This window comes from Pseudomonas sp. MS19 (assembly GCF_013277615.1).
GTDB classification, from domain to species: Bacteria; Pseudomonadota; Gammaproteobacteria; order Pseudomonadales; family Pseudomonadaceae; genus Aquipseudomonas; species Aquipseudomonas marincola.
In genome coordinates this window covers 238,400-255,676 of record NZ_VBTO01000013.1, presented here as the reverse complement: position 1 = coordinate 255,676, position 17,277 = coordinate 238,400, and the positions used below count along the sequence as shown (strand labels likewise).

The 17,277-nt window shown below is 58.7% G+C and carries 15 protein-coding genes; 8 read left to right on the top strand and 7 right to left on the bottom strand.

The features are described from left to right. Positions 1 to 5 precede the first annotated feature (5 nt). Positions 6 to 1,430 (top strand): gamma-aminobutyraldehyde dehydrogenase, encoded by a 1,425-nt coding sequence (locus FEZ62_RS14485; RefSeq protein WP_172928437.1) that lies wholly within the window; start codon positions 6 to 8, stop codon positions 1,428 to 1,430. A 354-nt stretch (positions 1,431 to 1,784) separates the two neighbouring features. Here FEZ62_RS14485 and FEZ62_RS14480 read toward each other — a convergent pair whose 3' ends face one another. The 3 genes from FEZ62_RS14480 to FEZ62_RS14470 form a co-directional block, all read right to left on the bottom strand. Further along, entirely contained in the window at positions 1,785 to 2,555 is a 771-nt protein-coding gene (locus FEZ62_RS14480; protein WP_172928435.1) for a tellurite resistance TerB family protein, read from the bottom strand. A gap of 233 nt (positions 2,556 to 2,788) precedes the next feature. Beyond that, positions 2,789 to 4,504: a single-stranded-DNA-specific exonuclease RecJ gene (recJ, locus tag FEZ62_RS14475; protein WP_172928433.1), complete on the bottom strand. Its 1,716-nt coding sequence runs from the start codon at positions 4,502 to 4,504 to the stop codon at positions 2,789 to 2,791. Positions 4,505 to 4,549: 45 nt separating this feature from the next. Further along, complete coding sequence (locus FEZ62_RS14470; RefSeq protein WP_069899547.1) at positions 4,550 to 5,077, bottom strand: winged helix DNA-binding protein; 528 nt, start codon at positions 5,075 to 5,077, stop codon at positions 4,550 to 4,552. Between the two features lie 254 nt (positions 5,078 to 5,331). Here FEZ62_RS14470 and FEZ62_RS14465 point away from each other — a divergent pair, with 254 nt between their 5' ends. From FEZ62_RS14465 to FEZ62_RS14445, 5 genes are all read left to right on the top strand, one after another. Next, entirely contained in the window at positions 5,332 to 6,093 is a 762-nt protein-coding gene (locus FEZ62_RS14465) for a 5-oxoprolinase subunit PxpA (RefSeq protein ID WP_172928431.1), read from the top strand. Continuing rightward, positions 6,090 to 6,794: a 5-oxoprolinase subunit PxpB gene (gene pxpB / locus FEZ62_RS14460; RefSeq protein WP_172928429.1), complete on the top strand. Its 705-nt coding sequence runs from the start codon at positions 6,090 to 6,092 to the stop codon at positions 6,792 to 6,794. Before FEZ62_RS14465 ends, pxpB begins: the two co-directional genes overlap by 4 nt. Next, positions 6,791 to 7,708 (top strand): biotin-dependent carboxyltransferase family protein, encoded by a 918-nt coding sequence (locus FEZ62_RS14455; protein ID WP_172928420.1) that lies wholly within the window; start codon positions 6,791 to 6,793, stop codon positions 7,706 to 7,708. The genes pxpB and FEZ62_RS14455 overlap by 4 nt, the downstream gene beginning before the upstream one ends. Before the next feature lie 27 nt (positions 7,709 to 7,735). Further along, positions 7,736 to 8,527: a putative hydro-lyase gene (locus FEZ62_RS14450; RefSeq protein ID WP_172928418.1), complete on the top strand. Its 792-nt coding sequence runs from the start codon at positions 7,736 to 7,738 to the stop codon at positions 8,525 to 8,527. An 84-nt stretch (positions 8,528 to 8,611) separates the two neighbouring features. Further along, positions 8,612 to 9,838, top strand: coding sequence for an NRAMP family divalent metal transporter (locus tag FEZ62_RS14445; protein ID WP_172928416.1), 1,227 nt, complete (start codon positions 8,612 to 8,614; stop codon positions 9,836 to 9,838). Positions 9,839 to 9,912: 74 nt separating this feature from the next. On the opposite strand, the gene FEZ62_RS14440 is transcribed toward FEZ62_RS14445, so the two are convergent. After that, complete coding sequence (locus tag FEZ62_RS14440; protein ID WP_069899553.1) at positions 9,913 to 10,455, bottom strand: YaeQ family protein; 543 nt, start codon at positions 10,453 to 10,455, stop codon at positions 9,913 to 9,915. Positions 10,456 to 10,549: 94 nt separating this feature from the next. Between FEZ62_RS14440 and FEZ62_RS14435 the strand changes: the two genes are divergently transcribed. Continuing rightward, positions 10,550 to 11,749 carry a CaiB/BaiF CoA-transferase family protein gene (locus FEZ62_RS14435; RefSeq protein WP_172928414.1) on the top strand — a complete coding sequence of 400 codons (1,200 nt, stop codon included), beginning with the start codon at positions 10,550 to 10,552 and terminating at the stop codon, positions 11,747 to 11,749. Positions 11,750 to 11,866: 117 nt separating this feature from the next. Continuing rightward, complete coding sequence (locus tag FEZ62_RS14430; protein WP_069899555.1) at positions 11,867 to 12,580, top strand: endonuclease I family protein; 714 nt, start codon at positions 11,867 to 11,869, stop codon at positions 12,578 to 12,580. 38 nt (positions 12,581 to 12,618) lie between these two features. Here FEZ62_RS14430 and gtfA read toward each other — a convergent pair whose 3' ends face one another. The 3 genes from gtfA to FEZ62_RS14415 all read right to left on the bottom strand — a co-directional run bounded on the left by gtfA (position 12,619) and on the right by FEZ62_RS14415 (position 17,191). Continuing rightward, complete coding sequence (gtfA, locus tag FEZ62_RS14425; protein ID WP_150547446.1) at positions 12,619 to 14,061, bottom strand: sucrose phosphorylase; 1,443 nt, start codon at positions 14,059 to 14,061, stop codon at positions 12,619 to 12,621. Positions 14,062 to 14,428: 367 nt separating this feature from the next. Further along, on the bottom strand, positions 14,429 to 15,838 hold the full coding sequence (gene thrC / locus FEZ62_RS14420; RefSeq protein WP_069899558.1) for a threonine synthase: 1,410 nt from the start codon (positions 15,836 to 15,838) through the stop codon (positions 14,429 to 14,431). Between the two features lie 48 nt (positions 15,839 to 15,886). Then, positions 15,887 to 17,191, bottom strand: coding sequence for a homoserine dehydrogenase (locus tag FEZ62_RS14415; protein ID WP_069899559.1), 1,305 nt, complete (start codon positions 17,189 to 17,191; stop codon positions 15,887 to 15,889). Between the last annotated feature and the right edge of the window lie 86 nt (positions 17,192 to 17,277).

Below are 17,277 nucleotides of genomic sequence, written 5' to 3'. Positions count from 1 at the left end.
CACAGATGCAAAGCAAAATGCTCATCAACGGCCAACTCGTTAACGGCGAAGGCGCCAGCCAGCCAGTGCTCAACCCGTCTCTTGGAACGGCACTGCTGCACATCAACGAGGCCAGCAGCGAGCAGGTCGATGCCGCCGTTCAAGCCGCCGATGCGGCGTTTGAAAGCTGGTCGCAAACCGCGCCAAAAGATCGCTCTCTGTTGTTGCTACGTTTGGCTGATGCCATCGAAGCGCAGGCGGAAACCTTCGCCAAGCTGGAATCCGACAACTGCGGCAAGCCATACGCCGCCGCGCTGGGCGATGAAATCCCGGCCATTGCCGACGTATTCCGCTTCTTCGCCGGAGCCAGTCGCTGCCTTAATGGCTCGGCAGCGGGCGAATACCTGCCGGGCCACACCTCGATGATCCGCCGCGACCCGATTGGCGTGGTGGCCTCGATTGCGCCGTGGAACTACCCGCTGATGATGGTCGCATGGAAAATCGCACCGGCACTCGCCGCGGGCAATACCGTGGTGCTCAAGCCTTCCGAGCAAACACCGCTGACCGCCTTGAAACTGGGCGAACTGCTGGCTGAAATCTTCCCCGCTGGCGTGGTCAATATCGTCTTCGGCCGCGGCCCTTCCGTGGGCCAGCCGCTGACCACGCACAGCAAAGTACGCATGGTCTCGCTCACCGGTTCCGTGGCCACGGGCTCGAACATTATCTCCAGCACCGCCGACACCGTTAAGCGCATGCACATGGAGTTGGGCGGCAAGGCGCCGGTGCTGATTTTCGACGACGCCGACATCGACGCCGCCGTTGAGGGCATCCGCAGTTTCGGCTTCTATAACGCCGGACAAGACTGCACCGCCGCCTGCCGAATCTATGCGCAGAAAGGGATTTACCAGAAATTCGTCAAAGCCCTCGGCGAGGCCGTCAGCAGCATCAAGTATGGCCTGCAGGATGACCCGGAAACCGAACTTGGCCCGCTGATTACTGCCGAGCACCGTGATCGCGTTGATGGTTTTGTTCAGCGCGCCGCTGCTCAGCCGCACATCAGCGTGGTGACGGGCGGTAAAAAGGTCGCCGGGGATGGTTTCTTCTTTGAGCCGACCGTACTCGCCGGCGCACGCCAGGATGACGAAATCGTCCAGCGTGAAGTGTTTGGGCCTGTGGTTTCAGTCACCGAGTTTGAAGACGAAGCCCAAGCGCTGGAATGGGCCAACGACTCCGATTATGGCCTGGCTTCTTCGGTGTGGACTCAAGATGTCGGGCGCGCACACCGTCTGGCTGCACGTTTGCAATATGGCTGCACCTGGGTAAATACGCACTTCATGCTGGTGAGCGAAATGCCGCACGGCGGGCAGAAGCTGTCGGGTTACGGCAAGGACATGTCCATGTACGGGCTCGAGGATTACACAGCGGTGCGCCACATCATGTTCAAACATTGATTTGAGCGTGGCTCGCTTGGCTGGCGGGTGTTGTGAAATGGCTCGAAGTGCTCACGTACTTATGTACGCTCCGCCCCTTCTCACCATTCCACGCCTACGCCAGCCTGCCCGAGCCGCACTCAAGGGCTGGGATTTGAAGAGCACAGAGCAAAAAACAAAGAGCTTGTTGTGAGGCGGGGCGAAGTGCTGCGCACTTTTGTACGCCCCGCAACATCGCCCCGACCAAAAAAATATACCCGACGGAGGATGGATAAACCACAGGTTAATCCGTCATTACAATCTCACGGGTAAACACGCTGGCATTTGATTCAAACCAACAACCAATCGCTCACCGGATAAACCTCAAAGCGTCGCTTACTGAGCGCCCAACTCAACGCGCACTTGTTTCTCAAGCTCGGTTTGCAGCGCCGGATCGAGCTTGAGTTGCTTGGCCAGTTCCTGCAGGTAAGCGCGCTCCATGAAGTGTTCTTCATCCACCATCAGCACGCTGGCGATGTACATTTCTGCGGCCATTTCCGGGGTGGTCGCGGCGCGTGCGACTTCGGCGGGGTCTAGCGGTTTGTTCAGTTCGGCTTCAAGCCAGTGTTGCAACTCGGCGTCCTGCACCAGCTTGCCCAGTTCGCCTTCAATCAATTGCCGCTCACGCTCATCAACGTGACCATCGGCTTTGGCTGCCGCTACCAACGCCCTGAGAATTGCCTGACTGTGTTGTTCAACTTGCGGAGCGGGCAAGCGGTCGAGTGTTTGCGGCTCTTGCTGAACACTGCCGGCTTGCTGGGCTTGCCAGTTGCCGTAAGCCTTGTACGCCACCACACCCAACGCGGCGAGGCCGCCGTACGTCAGGGCCTTGCCGCCGATTTTGCGGGCTTTCTTGCTGCCCATTAACAAACCCATGGCACCCGCAGCCAACGCACCACCGCTGGCACCGGAGAGCAGGCTGCCGAGGTTGCTTGAGCCGCCGCCTTTGCCGCCCATTACGCTGCCGAGCAAATCGCTGATGCCACCGCCGCTGCTGGTTTGGGTATTGGCGTTATTGGCATTGCTGTTGGAGGAATTGCGCGAGGGTTGCTGCAACATATCCTGACCAGACTTGAGCAGTTGGTCGAGCAAACTACGGGTATTCATGGTCATCTCCAGAGGATTGATTGCGATCCTTAACAGACCCCAATTTACCCGCCGCAGTTGCGCAAACCACGCGCCAGAGTGCATCCAGATATTTCGGAAATTTCCTACAACCCAGCAAACACGGAAATCGGAGGATGGATAGCGCCAAGGCGCAATCCGTCAAGGCGCCCCGCGCCCAAACCCTCTAATTCAAAACACAACTCTGAAGGCTGAACGCAGCACGACTCGAACCGTTAACGCGCCGAAAGATGCGCCACCATCAGCTGCACGGTCTCGTTACCTTTGTATTCGTTGACGTCGAGTTTGTAGGCCAACTCGACCCAACGCACCGTTGGATTGGGCCATTGCTCGCGGTCGATATTGAATGCGATGGCATCCAGTGTCTGGCCGCCGCATTCGGTTTTCAAAACCATTTTCAGGTGTCGCTCACCCACCAGGCGCTGCTGGACAACCTGGAAAATGCCGTGAAATAACGGCTCGGGGAAATGCTGGCCCCACGGTCCGGCGTTGCGCAAGGCGCGCGCCAGTTCCAGGTTGTATTCCTCGATAGACAAGGTGCCGTCGGAAAGCAGTCGGCCAGTCAGATCATCCTCGACCAACTGGCGGCGCACTTCCTGATCGAACGCCTCGGCAAAGGCCGGGAAGTTGATGGATGGCAGTGACAAACCCGCCGCCATCGCGTGCCCACCAAATTTGCTGATCAGCCCCGGATGCTTGGCGGCGACGGCATCCAGCGCATCGCGAATATGAAAGCCCGGCACCGAACGCGCCGAACCTTTGAGCACGCCGTCACCGGCATCGGCAAAGGCGATGGTTGGGCGGTGATAACGCTCTTTCAGGCGCGAGGCAAGAATGCCGATCACGCCCTGATGCCAATCGGCCTCGAACAGGCACAGGCCAAACGGCATATCGGCGACTGGCAAATCCTTGAGTTGCGCCAGCGCTTCACGTTGCATGCCCTGCTCGATGGCTTTGCGATTCTGATTGAGCTGGTCGAGTTCAACGGCCATGTCTCGGGCCAGCGCTTCGTCGTCGCAGAGCAGGCATTCAATGCCCAGACTCATGTCATCCAGACGCCCCGCCGCATTCAGACGCGGGCCAAGAATAAAGCCCAGATCGGTTGAGGTGATGCGTCCATGATGACGCCCCGCCACCTCTAATATTGCGCGCAGACCCGGTCGCGCACGGCCAGCACGAATCCGCGCCAAACCTTGATGGACCAGAATCCGGTTATTGGCATCCAGCGGCACCACGTCCGCCACGCTGCCAAGCGCGACCAAATCCAGCAACTCTGCAAGGTTCGGCTCGGCCAGCCCATGCTGGGCAAACCAGCCAATTTCTCGCAGCCGCGCGCGCAGCGCCAGCAGCACGTAAAACATCACCCCGACGCCCGCCAGCGCTTTGCTCGGGAAACTGCAATCCGGCTGGTTGGGGTTGACGATGGCATCCGCCGCTGGCAGTTCCGGGCCGGGCAGGTGGTGATCGGTCACCAACACCTTCAGGCCGGCGGCCTTGGCTGCTGCAACGCCTTCAACGCTGGAAATGCCGTTATCCACGGTCATGAGCAACTGTGGCTGAGAGTTCAAGGCCACCGCGACAATTTCCGGAGTAAGACCGTAGCCGAACTCGAATCGGTTGGGCACCAGATATTCAACATGCGCTGCGCCCAGCAGGCGTAAACCGAGTACACCGACGGTGCTGGCTGTTGCGCCGTCGGCGTCGAAATCACCGACGATCAAAATCCGCTCGCTCTGCTGCAAAGCCGTTACCAGCAACTCGACGGCTGCATCCATGCCCTTCAGTTGTTGATACGGGATCAGCCGCGCCAGCCCCTTGTCCAACTCTTCGACCGATTGCACCCCGCGGGCGGCATACAAGCGAGTCAGTAACGGCGGCAGAGCGCCCAGATTCGGCAGAATCTGTGGCAATGGACGAGGTTCAATACGCATAAATCAAATTCCAGATGAGCTGCAGCAGGTTAAACCGCGCAGCTTTTACAAAGAGGTGGCGGCGCGGGCGGCTTGGTCATAAAGGCCGGACAAGGCGCGCAGCATGCCCGCGAGGCGATGAATTTCCTCGGGGTCGATATTGAGGTTTTCAAAGGGTGCAATCAGGCACTCCTGACGGATCTCGGTGTACACGGAGCAGAGCTCATGACCTTTTTCAGTGGTCTGATAGAACATCTCTTTGCCCTGTTTCTCTCCGCCGACCAGCCCTAGCTTGCTGAGTTTTTTCAGCGCGTAGGTCACGGTGTGTGTGTCTTCGATATTCAGCAGCAGGCAGATATCGGCCTGGCGCTTGGCCCGGCCGCGACTGGTCAGGCTATGCAGAACCATTACGTCGAGCGCGTTCATCTCGATGCCACCGGAGGCTTTCATGCAGCGCTCCATCCAGCGCATGAACGCATTGCCCGCAATGATCAGGCCGAACTCCATTTGCGAGAGTTCCTGCGACTGCTCCGCAAGGTGGCTGGAAGCCACAATTGAAGTACGCGAATTACGAGAGGCCTTGCCGTCAGTCATCTGAAGTCCGTCGTTGCTGGTTAGATCGCCGAAATACGCAGTTTATTCACGAATTTATCGCCACTCCGCAGCGCTAGGCTCAAGAGTTGAATAGGCGCGGCAGGCAAGCATACAACAAAGCATTTGGCCTGCGAGTTCACCGTTCGGATGAATGGCAAGAAAAATACATTGACGTTTTATTGATAATTTATCATCGTTTTGTCACATAAAGTCCTGTCCACCTGATGGACATCAATAATAAACACAGGATTTAGATGATGAGCGTGCGACTCAATTGCGACATTGGTGAGAGCTTTGGTGCATGGCAAATGGGCCTGGATGCTGAGGTGATGCCCTTCATCGACTGCGCCAACATTGCTTGCGGCTTTCACGCCTCCGACCCCAGCATCATGCGCCGCACGGTTGCGCTGGCGGTTGAACACGACGTGCTCATTGGCGCTCACCCGGCCTACCCCGATCTGGTCGGTTTCGGCCGCCGCTCAATGGCCTGCTCACCCGCCGAAATCGAAAACATGCTGCTCTACCAAATCGGCGCGCTTGAAGGCATGTGCCGCGCCGAAGGCACGCAAGTCGGTTACGTCAAACCGCATGGTGCGATGTACAACGACATGATGCGCAACCCGCAATCACTGCGCGCGGTCATGCAGGCCGTCGCCCGCTATAACCCCGAACTGCCGCTGATGCTGATGTCGACACGTGACAACAGTGCCAGCCAGGCGCTGGCCGATGAAATCGGTATCAGCCTGTGGTTTGAAGTATTTGCCGACCGCGCTTATGACGCCGCCGGCATGCTGGTATCGCGCGCCCAGCCAGGCTCAGTGCATCACGACGCCGCGACCATTATCAAGCAGGCCATCGATCTGGCCACCGGCACGGCGCTGACCGCCAGCGATGGCAGCAGCCTGACCCTGCGCGCCGACACCTTGTGCGTGCATGGCGACAACGCCGGTTCCGTCGCCGCCGTGCAACAGATTCGCGCCGCCCTGAGCGCACTGCAGGGAACTGCAAAGGCATGAAGTTAGCCATAGAAGTGGTGGCTATCGACACCTTGATGCTGCGCCTGTTTGATCAGATCGAAGAGTCCAACATGCCTTGGCTGCTGGCGGCCGCCGAGCGCCTGCGCGACGTATTCGCCGACAAGCTGTTGGAACTGGTGCCCTCCTACACCACCCTGCTCGTGCAATACGATCTGACGCAACTGGATGACCAGCAAGCCCGCGAACTGATCAAACAAGCCCTCACCGACTTGTCCCCGCAGGCGGCAACTGCAGGGCGCGAACAGCAAATTCCGGTGTGGTACGACACCAGCGTCGGCCCTGAACTGGCAGCCATCGGCAGCCGCAGCGGCCTCGGCGTCGCCGGCGTTATCGACTGCCACAGCCAGCATGTGTATCAGGTGTTCGCGTTGGGTTTCGCGCCCGGCTTTGCCTTTATGGGGCTGGTTGACGAGATCATTGCCAGCCCGCGCCTGAGCACACCCCGCCAGCAAGTGCCCGCCGGAAGCCTGGGTATTGCGGATCGCCAAACGGCGATCTATCCGCTGCAATCGCCGGGCGGCTGGAACCTGATCGGGCGCAGTACCACGCGTCTGTTTGACCGTGAACTGGATGGCTACAGCCTGTTGCAGCCAGGCGACCGCGTGCGTTTTGTCGCGGTAGACCGGGCCGAGTTCGTACGTTTGGGTGGCGACGACACACCATTTGAGGTGAAGCCATGAGCCTGTTGATTGAACGCAGTGGCGCCCTCGCCAATCTGCACGACAGCGGCCGCGTCGGTGTTCGCCATCTGGGCGTGACACAAGGCGGCGGCGCCGACTGGATTGCACAGAACTGGGCCAACTGGCTGCTGGGTAATTCGCTCAACGCCGCCGTGATCGAGATTACCCTCGGCAGCCTCGAACTGCTGGTTGAGCGCGATGCGTGTCTGGCCCTTTGCGGTGCGGATCTTGGCGCGCAACTCGATGAGCAAAACATCAAGCCGTGGCGCAGTTTCAACGTACGGCGCGGCCAGCGTCTGCGCTTCAATAATCCGCTGCAAGGTGTGCGCGCCTATCTGGCCGCACCCGGTGGGTTCAGTGCACCGCTGGTACTCGGCAGTTGTTCCAGCGTGCGCCGTGATCAGCTTGGCGGCCTGCACGGTGACGGCCAACCACTTAGCAATGCCGACCGCCTGAGCTGGAACGCCACACAGGCTCCAAGCCCGCGCGAACTCGCCGCCAGCCAGATTCCGCAACGCCCGGAGAACAGCAACCTGCCGGTAATTCTTGGCGCGCAGATTGCCGAGTTCAGCGGCCAGAGCCTGTTCGATGCCTTCAACAGCACCTGGACAGTTGACCAACGCGCGGATCGCATGGGCGTGCGTTTGCTCGGGCCAGCGCTGCGCTGCGAGCGTCAGCAAATGGTCTCGGAAGGTGTGCCACTGGGCGCCATTCAGGTGCCGAGCGATGGCCAGCCGATTGTGCTGCTCAACGACCGGCAAACCATTGGCGGCTACCCGCGCCTCGGCGCACTGACTCCAGCGGCCGTGGCGCATCTCGCGCAATGCCTGCCGGGCACCGAGTTGCAATTTCGGCCCATGGCATTGGCAGAGGCGCAGCGCCAGCACCGCCTGTTGTTGGCGCAATGGACCTGACCGCACACACGCAGAGTATTTAGCCACATGCAGCCACTCAACACGCAAAGCCCCGAACAACTGCGCCAGCTGATTCGCGCGGGCCAATTCAACGGTCCAACAGCCGGGCTGGCCGCAGGATTTGCTCAGGCCAACCTGCTGATCGTCAAACAGGCGCAAGCTTATGACTTTCTATTGTTCTGCCAGCGTAATCCACAAGCGTGCCCGCTGCTCGACGTCACCGATGTGGGCTCGGCCATCAGCAAATACGCGGCGCCTGGCGCAGATATTCGCAGCGATCTGCCGCTCTACCGCGTCTATCGCCACGGCGAGTTATGCGAGGAAGTGAGCGATATCAGCGCTCACTGGCAGGACGACATGGTGGCGTTTCTGATCGGCTGCAGTTTCAGTTTCGAAAGCGCGTTGCTGGCCAATGACGTGCCCGTGCGCCACATCGAAGATAACCACAACGTGCCCATGTACATCAGCAATCGCCAGTGCCGCCCAGCCGGGCAGTTCAGCGGGCCGATGGTCGTGAGTATGCGGCCAATGCCCGCCGACAAGGTGGTACGCGCCACACAAGTCACCTCGCGTTTCCCCGGCGTGCATGGCGCGCCCGTGCACATTGGCGACCCCGCAGCACTGGGCATCACCGACATCAACAAGCCGGACTTTGGTTGTGCTTCGCATATCCGCGAAGGCGAAGTACCGGTGTTCTGGGCGTGCGGTGTGACCCCACAAGCGGTGGCGATGCACAGTAAGCCGGAACTGGCGATTACTCACGCGCCAGGCCACATGCTGATCTGCGATCTGCGCAACGAACAGCTCGGCGTGTTCTGAGCCACCGGCCCTGAACAAACAAAACAATTCGAAATTCATACGCTAAAAAACGCCCTGCCATACTCCAAAAAAAAGAAGGTATTCATGCAATCCACGGCAAGCACTCTCAGCACCGCTCCCGAGCAACAGCGCAGCGTCATGCGCGGGGCGATATTCATCATGGCCACATCCTCGATTGGCCCGGCGTTCCTCACCCAAACCTCGTTGTTTACCGCCAAATACATGGCCAGCTTCGCCTTCGCGATTCTGGTTTCGCTGCTGATCGACATCGGTGCTCAGCTGAATATCTGGCGAGTGCTCAGCGTCTCCAACTTGCGCGGCCAGGATGTCGCCAACAAGGTCTTGCCCGGCGTCGGGCATTTGGTCTCCGGCTTTATTGTGCTCGGCGGTATTGCCTTCAACATCGGCAACATTGGCGGCGCAGGGCTGGCGATGAATGTGTTGTTCGGCGTGCCGCCGGTCATCGGCTCGCTGATTGCAGCGGTCGGCATCATTGGCATTTTCATGCTGCGCAACGCCAGCAGCGTGATGGATAAAGTCATGCAGGTTCTGGGATTGGTGATGCTGTGCATGATCGGCTACGCCATGCTGCAGTCCAATCCACCGATCATGGAGGCCTTGTCACAGAGCATTAACCCGGATGATCCGCTGCTTCTGCTGCTGCCCATCGTCACACTGGTTGGGGGCACCGTGGGTGGTTATATCTCGTTCTCTGGCGGCCACCGTCTGGTCGATGCGGGCATCACCGGCGTTGAGAATGTCGGCGCTGTGACCCGTGCCGCCGTGATCGGCATTGCCACCACCGGCGCAGTACGGGTTTGTTTGTTCCTCGCGGCCCTCGGTGTCGTCAGCCAGGGTCTGATACTCGACCCGGGCAACCCGGCAGCCTCGGTGTTCTCGCACTCAATGGGCACCATCGGCTACAAGGTATTTGGCGTGGTCCTGCTCGCAGCCTCCGTCACTTCGGTAATTGGCGCCGCCTACACCACGGTCAGCTTCATGTACTCATGGCATGCAGGCATCAAGCGTCACAGCCAGCGCATGGTGATTGGCTTTATCGCCTGCTCGACGCTGATCTATAGCCTGGTCGGCCAACCAGTCAAGGTACTGGTCGTCGCCGGCACACTCAACGCACTGGTTCTGCCTTTGGCACTGGGCTGCATTCTGATTGCGGCGAAGAAGCCGAGCATTGTCGGCACAGACTACAAGCACCCGAATTGGATGCTGGCTTTTGGCATCCTCGCGGTCATCGCGACCTGCGCAGGTGTGGTGCTGTCGTTCGATTCGTTCGTGAAATTCTGGATGTCTTGAATACACAGCGCACAAACTAAAAAGGCTTGGCGGGATTTCCTCGCCAAGCCTTTTTATTGTTCACAACAAACCCGTTAGCCGCGTTCGCCGATCAGCCATTCCAGCGGGATTTCATGCTGGCCGCGCTCGTCGGTGATGAACATTTCGCCGTCGCTGATCATCACACTCCAGCTCAAGGCGCGCGGCATATCCAACGCCAGGTTGGCCAGCGCCTCCTGATCGAGGGCCACCACATTGATGTTTTTCAAGCTGCGAACCGGGTCGAGGCATTTGGTTTGCCAAACGCGCAAATTACCGTAGGCGATCAGGCTGAAACGCTCGGTACGACGCGAGCACCAGGTCATGCGTTCGCTGTCTGGCTGGCCGACTTCAATCCAGTGCAGCACACGGTCATCCAGGCTCTTTTCCCACAACGCCGGCTCATCAACATCCGACAAGCCACGGCCAAAGCTCAGTTGCTCGTGATAGAACAAGGCATAGGCGATCAGGCGGGCGGCAAGGCGCTCCTCGGTCTCGGAGGGATGCTTGGCAACAGTGAAACGCAGGCTTTCGTAAACGCTGCGGTCCATGTCCGTGATGTTCATGTCAATTTTGTAGGGTGTGGATGGCAGGGCCATGTGCAGGCTTCTTGATTGATCAAATAGGCCGCAAGTCTACCCGATGCAGCTTGCGCACGTTAGAGTCACGTCCATCGTCTGATGGGTGGAAACCATGAACCTGCCAACCAAACCCCTTGCGGGGCTGAAAGTTATCGAACTGGGCACGCTGATCGCGGGTCCGTTTGCCTCACGTATTTGCGCCGAGTTTGGCGCGCAGGTGATCAAGGTCGAATCGCCGGATGGCGGCGATCCACTGCGTAAATGGCGCAAGCTTTATGAAGGCACTTCGCTGTGGTGGTTTGTGCAGGCGCGCAACAAGCAGTCGATCACCCTCAACCTCAAACACGAGCAAGGCCGCGAGGTGCTGAAAAAGCTGCTGAGCGAAGCTGACATTCTGATTGAGAACTTCCGCCCCGGCGTGCTCGAAAAACTCGGGCTGGGCTGGGATGTACTCCATGCGCTCAACCCGAAACTGGTAATGGTGCGGCTTTCTGGCTTCGGCCAGACCGGGCCGATGAAAGATCAGCCGGGCTTTGGCGCGGTCGGTGAATCCATGGGCGGGCTGCGCTATATCACCGGTTTTGAAGATCGCCCGCCGGTGCGCACCGGCATCTCGATTGGCGATTCGATTGCCGCACTGTGGGGCGTAATCGGCGCACTGATGGCCCTACGTCACCGCGAAGTCAATGGCGGCGAGGGCCAGGTGGTCGATGTGGCGTTGTATGAGGCGATCTTCGCGATGATGGAAAGCATGGTGCCGGAGTTCGATGTGTTCGGTTTCATCCGCGAGCGCAGCGGCAACATCATGCCGGGCATCACGCCCTCCTCCATCCACACCAGCAGCGATGGCAAGCACGTGCAGATCGGCGCCAACGGTGATGCCATCTTCAAACGCTTCATGCAGGCGATTGGTCGGCAGGATCTGGCCGAGGATACGACTCTCGCCAATAACGATGGTCGCGATGCACGCCGTGATGAAATCTACGGAGTCATTGATCGCTGGGTCGCGGCGCACTCCCTCGATGAGGTGATGGCCGCCCTGAATGCAGCCGATGTACCGGCGAGCCGAATCTATTCGGCGCAGGACATGTTTGCCGACCCGCAGTTTCTTGCCCGCGAGATGTTCCTCAGCGCCAAATTGCCTGACGGCAAAGACTTCAAGATGCCTGGCATCGTACCCAAGCTATCCGACACGCCGGGCAGTGCCGAATGGGTGGGGCCAGAGTTGGGCGAACATAATGAGGCGGTACTGGGCGCGCTGGGTTACGACGCCAGCGCGATTGCCGAACTGAAAGCCAACGGCGTGCTGTAACTGCGCCAGCGATCACACCCTGGCCCAGCCGATGCCCTTACTGGCAGCGAAGCCTAATTGCCAGCATTGGCATCTGGGTCAGGGTTGGTATGATGCAACGCTTTTGGACCCAGCCACATGCTTGTTCGCGCTGCCATCGCGTTGTTTTGCATCACCTTTTTCTCCTTTGCTTACGCCAATCCGCCACGCACTTTCAGTGAAGCCAAGAAAATCGGCTGGAAGCTTTATGCGCGCCAATCGGTGGAGTTTTACTGCGGCTGTAAATTCACGGGCAATCGCGTCGACCTGAAAAGTTGCGGCTACAAACCGCGCAAGAATGCCAAGCGCGCCCAGCGAATCGAGTGGGAACACATTGTCGCGGCGTGGGAAATTGGCCACCAGCGTCAGTGCTGGCAAAAAGGCGGCCGCAAGAACTGCTCGAAAAATGACGATGTCTATCGCCTTGCCGAAGCCGATCTACACAATCTGGTCCCGGCAATTGGCGAGGTCAACGGCGACCGCAGCAACTTCACCTACGGCTGGCTGCCACAAAAGCCCAGCCAGTACGGCGCCTGCCCGGTAGTGGTCGACTTCAAGGCCCGCAAAGCGATGCCACGCCAGAAGGTACGCGGCATGGTCGCGCGCACTTACCTGTACATGAGCGATCGCTACAAGCTGCGGCTGTCGAGCCAGAATCGCAAACTGTTCAACGCTTGGAACAAGGCGTACCCGGTGGAGCCATGGGAGCGCCAGCGCAACCAACTGGTGGGCTGCGTGATGGGCTGGGGCAATCCGTATGTAGGCAAGGTCAATCAGCAGGCGTGCAGCAAACAGCTGCTGGGCACGCTTTAGAACCTGTTACAAAGGACGCGCGCCCTCTGCATGGCTAATCAGCAGTGCATTTCCAGCTCACAACAGCCGTCGACATCACGGTAATCAATGCGCGCGGTTTTGTTGATCAAATCCACGCTCAGGCGGCAATAGTATTCGCCATGACGCCAGCCCATGACCACGAAGCTGTCGCGTGACGAGTTGAGTTCGAAACGTCCCTGAAACGCCGGGTAATCGCTGCGAAAGCGCATCAACGCCAGCAACCGTTGCACCACGGGTTTGCACATGGCGCTGTCGACTTCATCGAGGCTGAAAAACTCGCGATTGATATCCCGCGCCTCGCTGGTTCGCTCCATCAGCTCGTAATCGTTACGCCCGGCCAACAGCCCGACGTAATAGACCTGCGGAATGCCGGGCGTGAAGAATTGGATGGCGCGGGCGATGATGTACGCATCATCGTCACACAGCAGCGCCTCATAGAAGGTGCAGGTGAGCTGATAGATAGCGCCGACACTGTGCACACTCACCGCCGAGCGGCGCATGATCGGGTCGGCACTGCGCTGCGAAACATCGTCGATCAAGGCTTTGATCTGATCGTCGGGCAACACGCCTTCGACATCTGGAATACAGATGCCGTCATGGGTATCGAGCAAGGTGATTTGATTGCGCGGGCACATGCGCAACCAGTTTTTCAGATACCGGCTGTCCGCCATCAACAGGCAATGCAGCACCAGCGGCGGCAATGCAAACGCATACGGGCGCATGCCACGGCGCGAAATAGCATGTTGATAACTGAAGTGATCGTGCACTTCGGGCAGGGTTTCAGCGCCATATTTCTGCGTGGTGTCGCGGAACCACTCAAGAATCCGATAGACCTCTGGTTCGACCAGAAAGCAATTACTGCCGATGCGTTTGGTGGTGTAGCCGAATGCATCGAGGCGGAACAACTTGACCCCACGCGCCACCAAAAAGGCGATGTATCCCTCCATCAACTGATAGGTGTGCGCCGAGGTGTAATCGAGATCAATCTGCTGCTCGGTGAAGGTGCACCAGACCCGGCCGCGCTCGCCATTGGCAAACTCGACATCGCGAAACGGCTCCTTCTCTTTGCGGATGTGAATCAGCGACAGATCATCATGGCTGATCTCACCGAGTCGATCGACCTGCACAAAAAGGTCGGCGTAGGCAGAGGCCTGGCCATTTTTCAGGAAGTCCTGAAACTCGACCGACTCATCGGAGATATGGTTGATGGTCACGTCGAGGCACAAGTCAAAGCGCGAACTGATGCGCTCAACATCGGCCCAGGTGCCAAAGCTCGGATCAACCTCGGTGTGGGTCAGCGGCGAGAAGCCGTTATCCGCATTCGACGGATACAGCGGCAAGATATGCACGCCACCAATCGCGTCACTCAGGTGTTTGTCGATCACTTGATACAGGTCGCCGAGATTATTTCCCAGACGATCGGGGTAGCAGATCAGCTGAACCTGGTTGCGCAACGCCATGGCAATGTCCTTCAGTTATCGACTGATATCGCAACACCCTAACAAGGTTCTGAAAGACGCCCCACCGGTTTTTTGACTGATTTTAAAAGATAAGATTACGAAATAGCCGCAAGGCTCCCAACCGGCGGCGCTATACGCGAACAATTCGGAGGATGGTTAACCCAGCGGGTAAACCGTCATGACTACCGGATAATCAACATCCTGAGCGGGCATAGCCGGTGAATGCCATGACGGAAGCCGCAAGCGGATTCCATCCTCCGGACGGTGCTATCAAGCGAACCGTAATGGCAGCGACACGAGGCTCCAACCCCTACGCACAAAAAAGGCCAGCTCCCATCGGGACTGGCCTTTTTTACATGTAGCGCTCTTACAGTGGCTTACCGCGATTACCATGTGCGGCAACGAAGCCTTGCACGGCTTTCAGGTCGTTGGCCAGCACGGTGCAACGCTCATCGCGCTCGAACAGGTCGGCCAGATGCGCCGGCAATGTTGGCGACTCGCCGACACCTGCCTTCTCAACCGCATCCGGGAATTTGACCGGATGCGCCGTGCCGAGGACCACCATCGGCACAGCCAGGCTGCGACGGCATTCGCGGGCGGCGCGCACGCCAATTGCGGTGTGCGGGTCGAGCAATTCGCCGCACTCGTTGAACACTTCGGTGATGGTTTCGCAGGTTGCCTGATCATCCACAGCCAGCGAATCGAACAGCTTGCGGGCTTCGGTCCAGCGATCATCTTCGATGCTGAATCCACCGCCCTGCTTGAAGTTGGCCATCAACTCGGCAATCGACGCGCCGTTGCGACCGTGCAGGTCGAACAGCAGACGCTCGAAGTTCGACGACACCATGATGTCCATCGACGGCGACAAGGTCGGGTGCAGCGTCTCTTTGACGTACTGATTGCCGCTCATGAAGCGGTGCAGGATGTCGTTACGGTTGGTCGCAACGATCAACTGGCTGATCGGCAAGCCCATGTTGCGTGCGAGGTAACCCGCGAAAATGTCACCGAAGTTGCCGGTTGGCACCGAGAACGCGACCGAGCGCGCCGGGCCGCCAAGCTGCAGGGAAGCGTGGAAGTAGTAAACGATCTGGGCCATGATCCGCGCCCAGTTGATCGAGTTCACGGCAACCAGTCGCGTGCCCTTGAGGAAGCTCTGGTCAGCAAAGCTGTCCTTGATCATCTCCTGGCAATCGTCGAAGTTACCTTCAACCGCGATGTTGTGGATGTTCTCGCCCATGATGGTGGTCATCTGGCGACGCTGAACTTCCGAGACGCGGTTATGCGGGTGCAGGATGAAGATGTCGACGTTTTCGCAACGGCGGCAGCCTTCAATCGCAGCCGAACCGGTATCGCCGGAGGTTGCGCCCATGATCACCACGCGCTCGCCGCGCTTCTCAAGCACGTAATCGAGCAGGCGACCGAGCAGCTGCAGCGCGAAGTCTTTAAACGCCAGGGTCGGGCCGTGGAACAGTTCGAGCACCCACTCGTTGCTGTTCAGCTGACGCAATGGCGCGACCGCATTGTGGGCAAATACGCCGTAGGTTTCTTCAAGGATTTTCTTGAAGTCGGCATCCGGAATGCTGCCGGTGACGAACGGGCGCATCACGCGGAAAGCCAGTTCGTGATACGGCAGGCCAGCCCAGGAAGCGATTTCTTCCTGGGTGAAACGTGGCAGGTTTTCTGGCACGTACAGGCCGCCGTCGCTGGCAAGACCTGCCAGCAGCACATCTTCAAAATTCAGGGCCGGGGCCTGGCCGCGAGTACTGATATAACGCATTTCTACAAACCTTTGGCTTGAGCGTGGGCGGCAAAACCGCCCAGCTGATTAATTCAACTGTTCGACGCGGATGCGCACGACATTGCCGACCACATCATCCAGCGCTTCAAGCGCGCTGATGGCGTCGTCAATGTGCGACTCGACTACGCGATGAGTCACCAGAATCATTGGCACCAGGCCGTCATGTTCTTCGACTTCTTTTTGCATGATCGATTCGATATTGATTCCGCGAGCCGACAGAATACTGGCCACCTGAGCCAAAACGCCCGGACGGTCTTTAGCCTGAATGCGCAGGTAGTAAGCGCTCTCGCAGGCATTGATCGGCAGAATCGGGTGATCTGACAACGCGTCCGGCTGGAAGGCCAGATGCGGCACATGGTTGGTTGGGTCGGTAGTCAGTGCACGGACCACGTCGACCAAATCCGCCACCACAGACGATGCGGTTGGCTCCATACCGGCGCCAGCGCCGTAGTACAGGGTTGAACCGACGGCGTCACCGTTGACCATCACGGCGTTCATTACGCCGTTGACGTTGGCGATCAGGCGGTCAGCCGGGATCAGTGTCGGGTGAACGCGCAGCTCAATGCCCGCGTCAGTGCGGCGGGCCACACCCAGATGCTTGATGCGATAACCGAGTGCGTCAGCGTAGTTGACGTCAGCCGAGGTCAGCTTGGTGATGCCCTCGGTGTAAGCCTTGTCAAACTGCAGCGGCACACCAAAGGCGATGGACGCCAGAATGGTCAGCTTGTGCGCCGCGTCGATGCCTTCAACGTCGAAGGTCGGGTCTGCTTCGGCATAACCCAGCGCCTGCGCCTCTGCGAGCACGTCTTCGAAGGTGCGGCCCTTCTCGCGCATTTCGCTGAGAATGAAGTTGCCGGTGCCGTTGATGATGCCAGCCAGCCAGTTGATACGGTTGGCAGCGAGGCCTTCGCGGATGGCTTTGATCACCGGGATGCCGCCAGCAACAGCGGCTTCGAATGCGACGATTACGCCCTTCTCGCGCGCTTTGGCGAAGATCTCGTTACCGTACACGGCAATCAGCGCCTTGTTGGCAGTGACCACGTGCTTGCCGTTTTCGATGGCCTTGAGCACCAGATCGCGGGCGATGGTGCTGCCACCAATCAACTCGATGACGATCTCGATTTCAGGGTTGTTGGCAACCTCGAATACATCGTTGGTAATCGCAGTGCCGGTTGTATCGCATTGTGGGTTGGCTGAACGCTGCGCAATCTGCGCCACTTCAATACCACGCCCAGCGCGCCGCGCAATTTCTTCGGCGTTACGCTTGAGCACGTTAAATGTACCGCCACCGACAGTACCTAATCCACAGATGCCTACTTTGACCGGTTTCACACTGAACTCCCATCAGTACTGCATAAAACGGCCGACTGATAAGCCGGCCGCAGAAAATAGAGCCGCACATTACGAAGCGGCTGCTT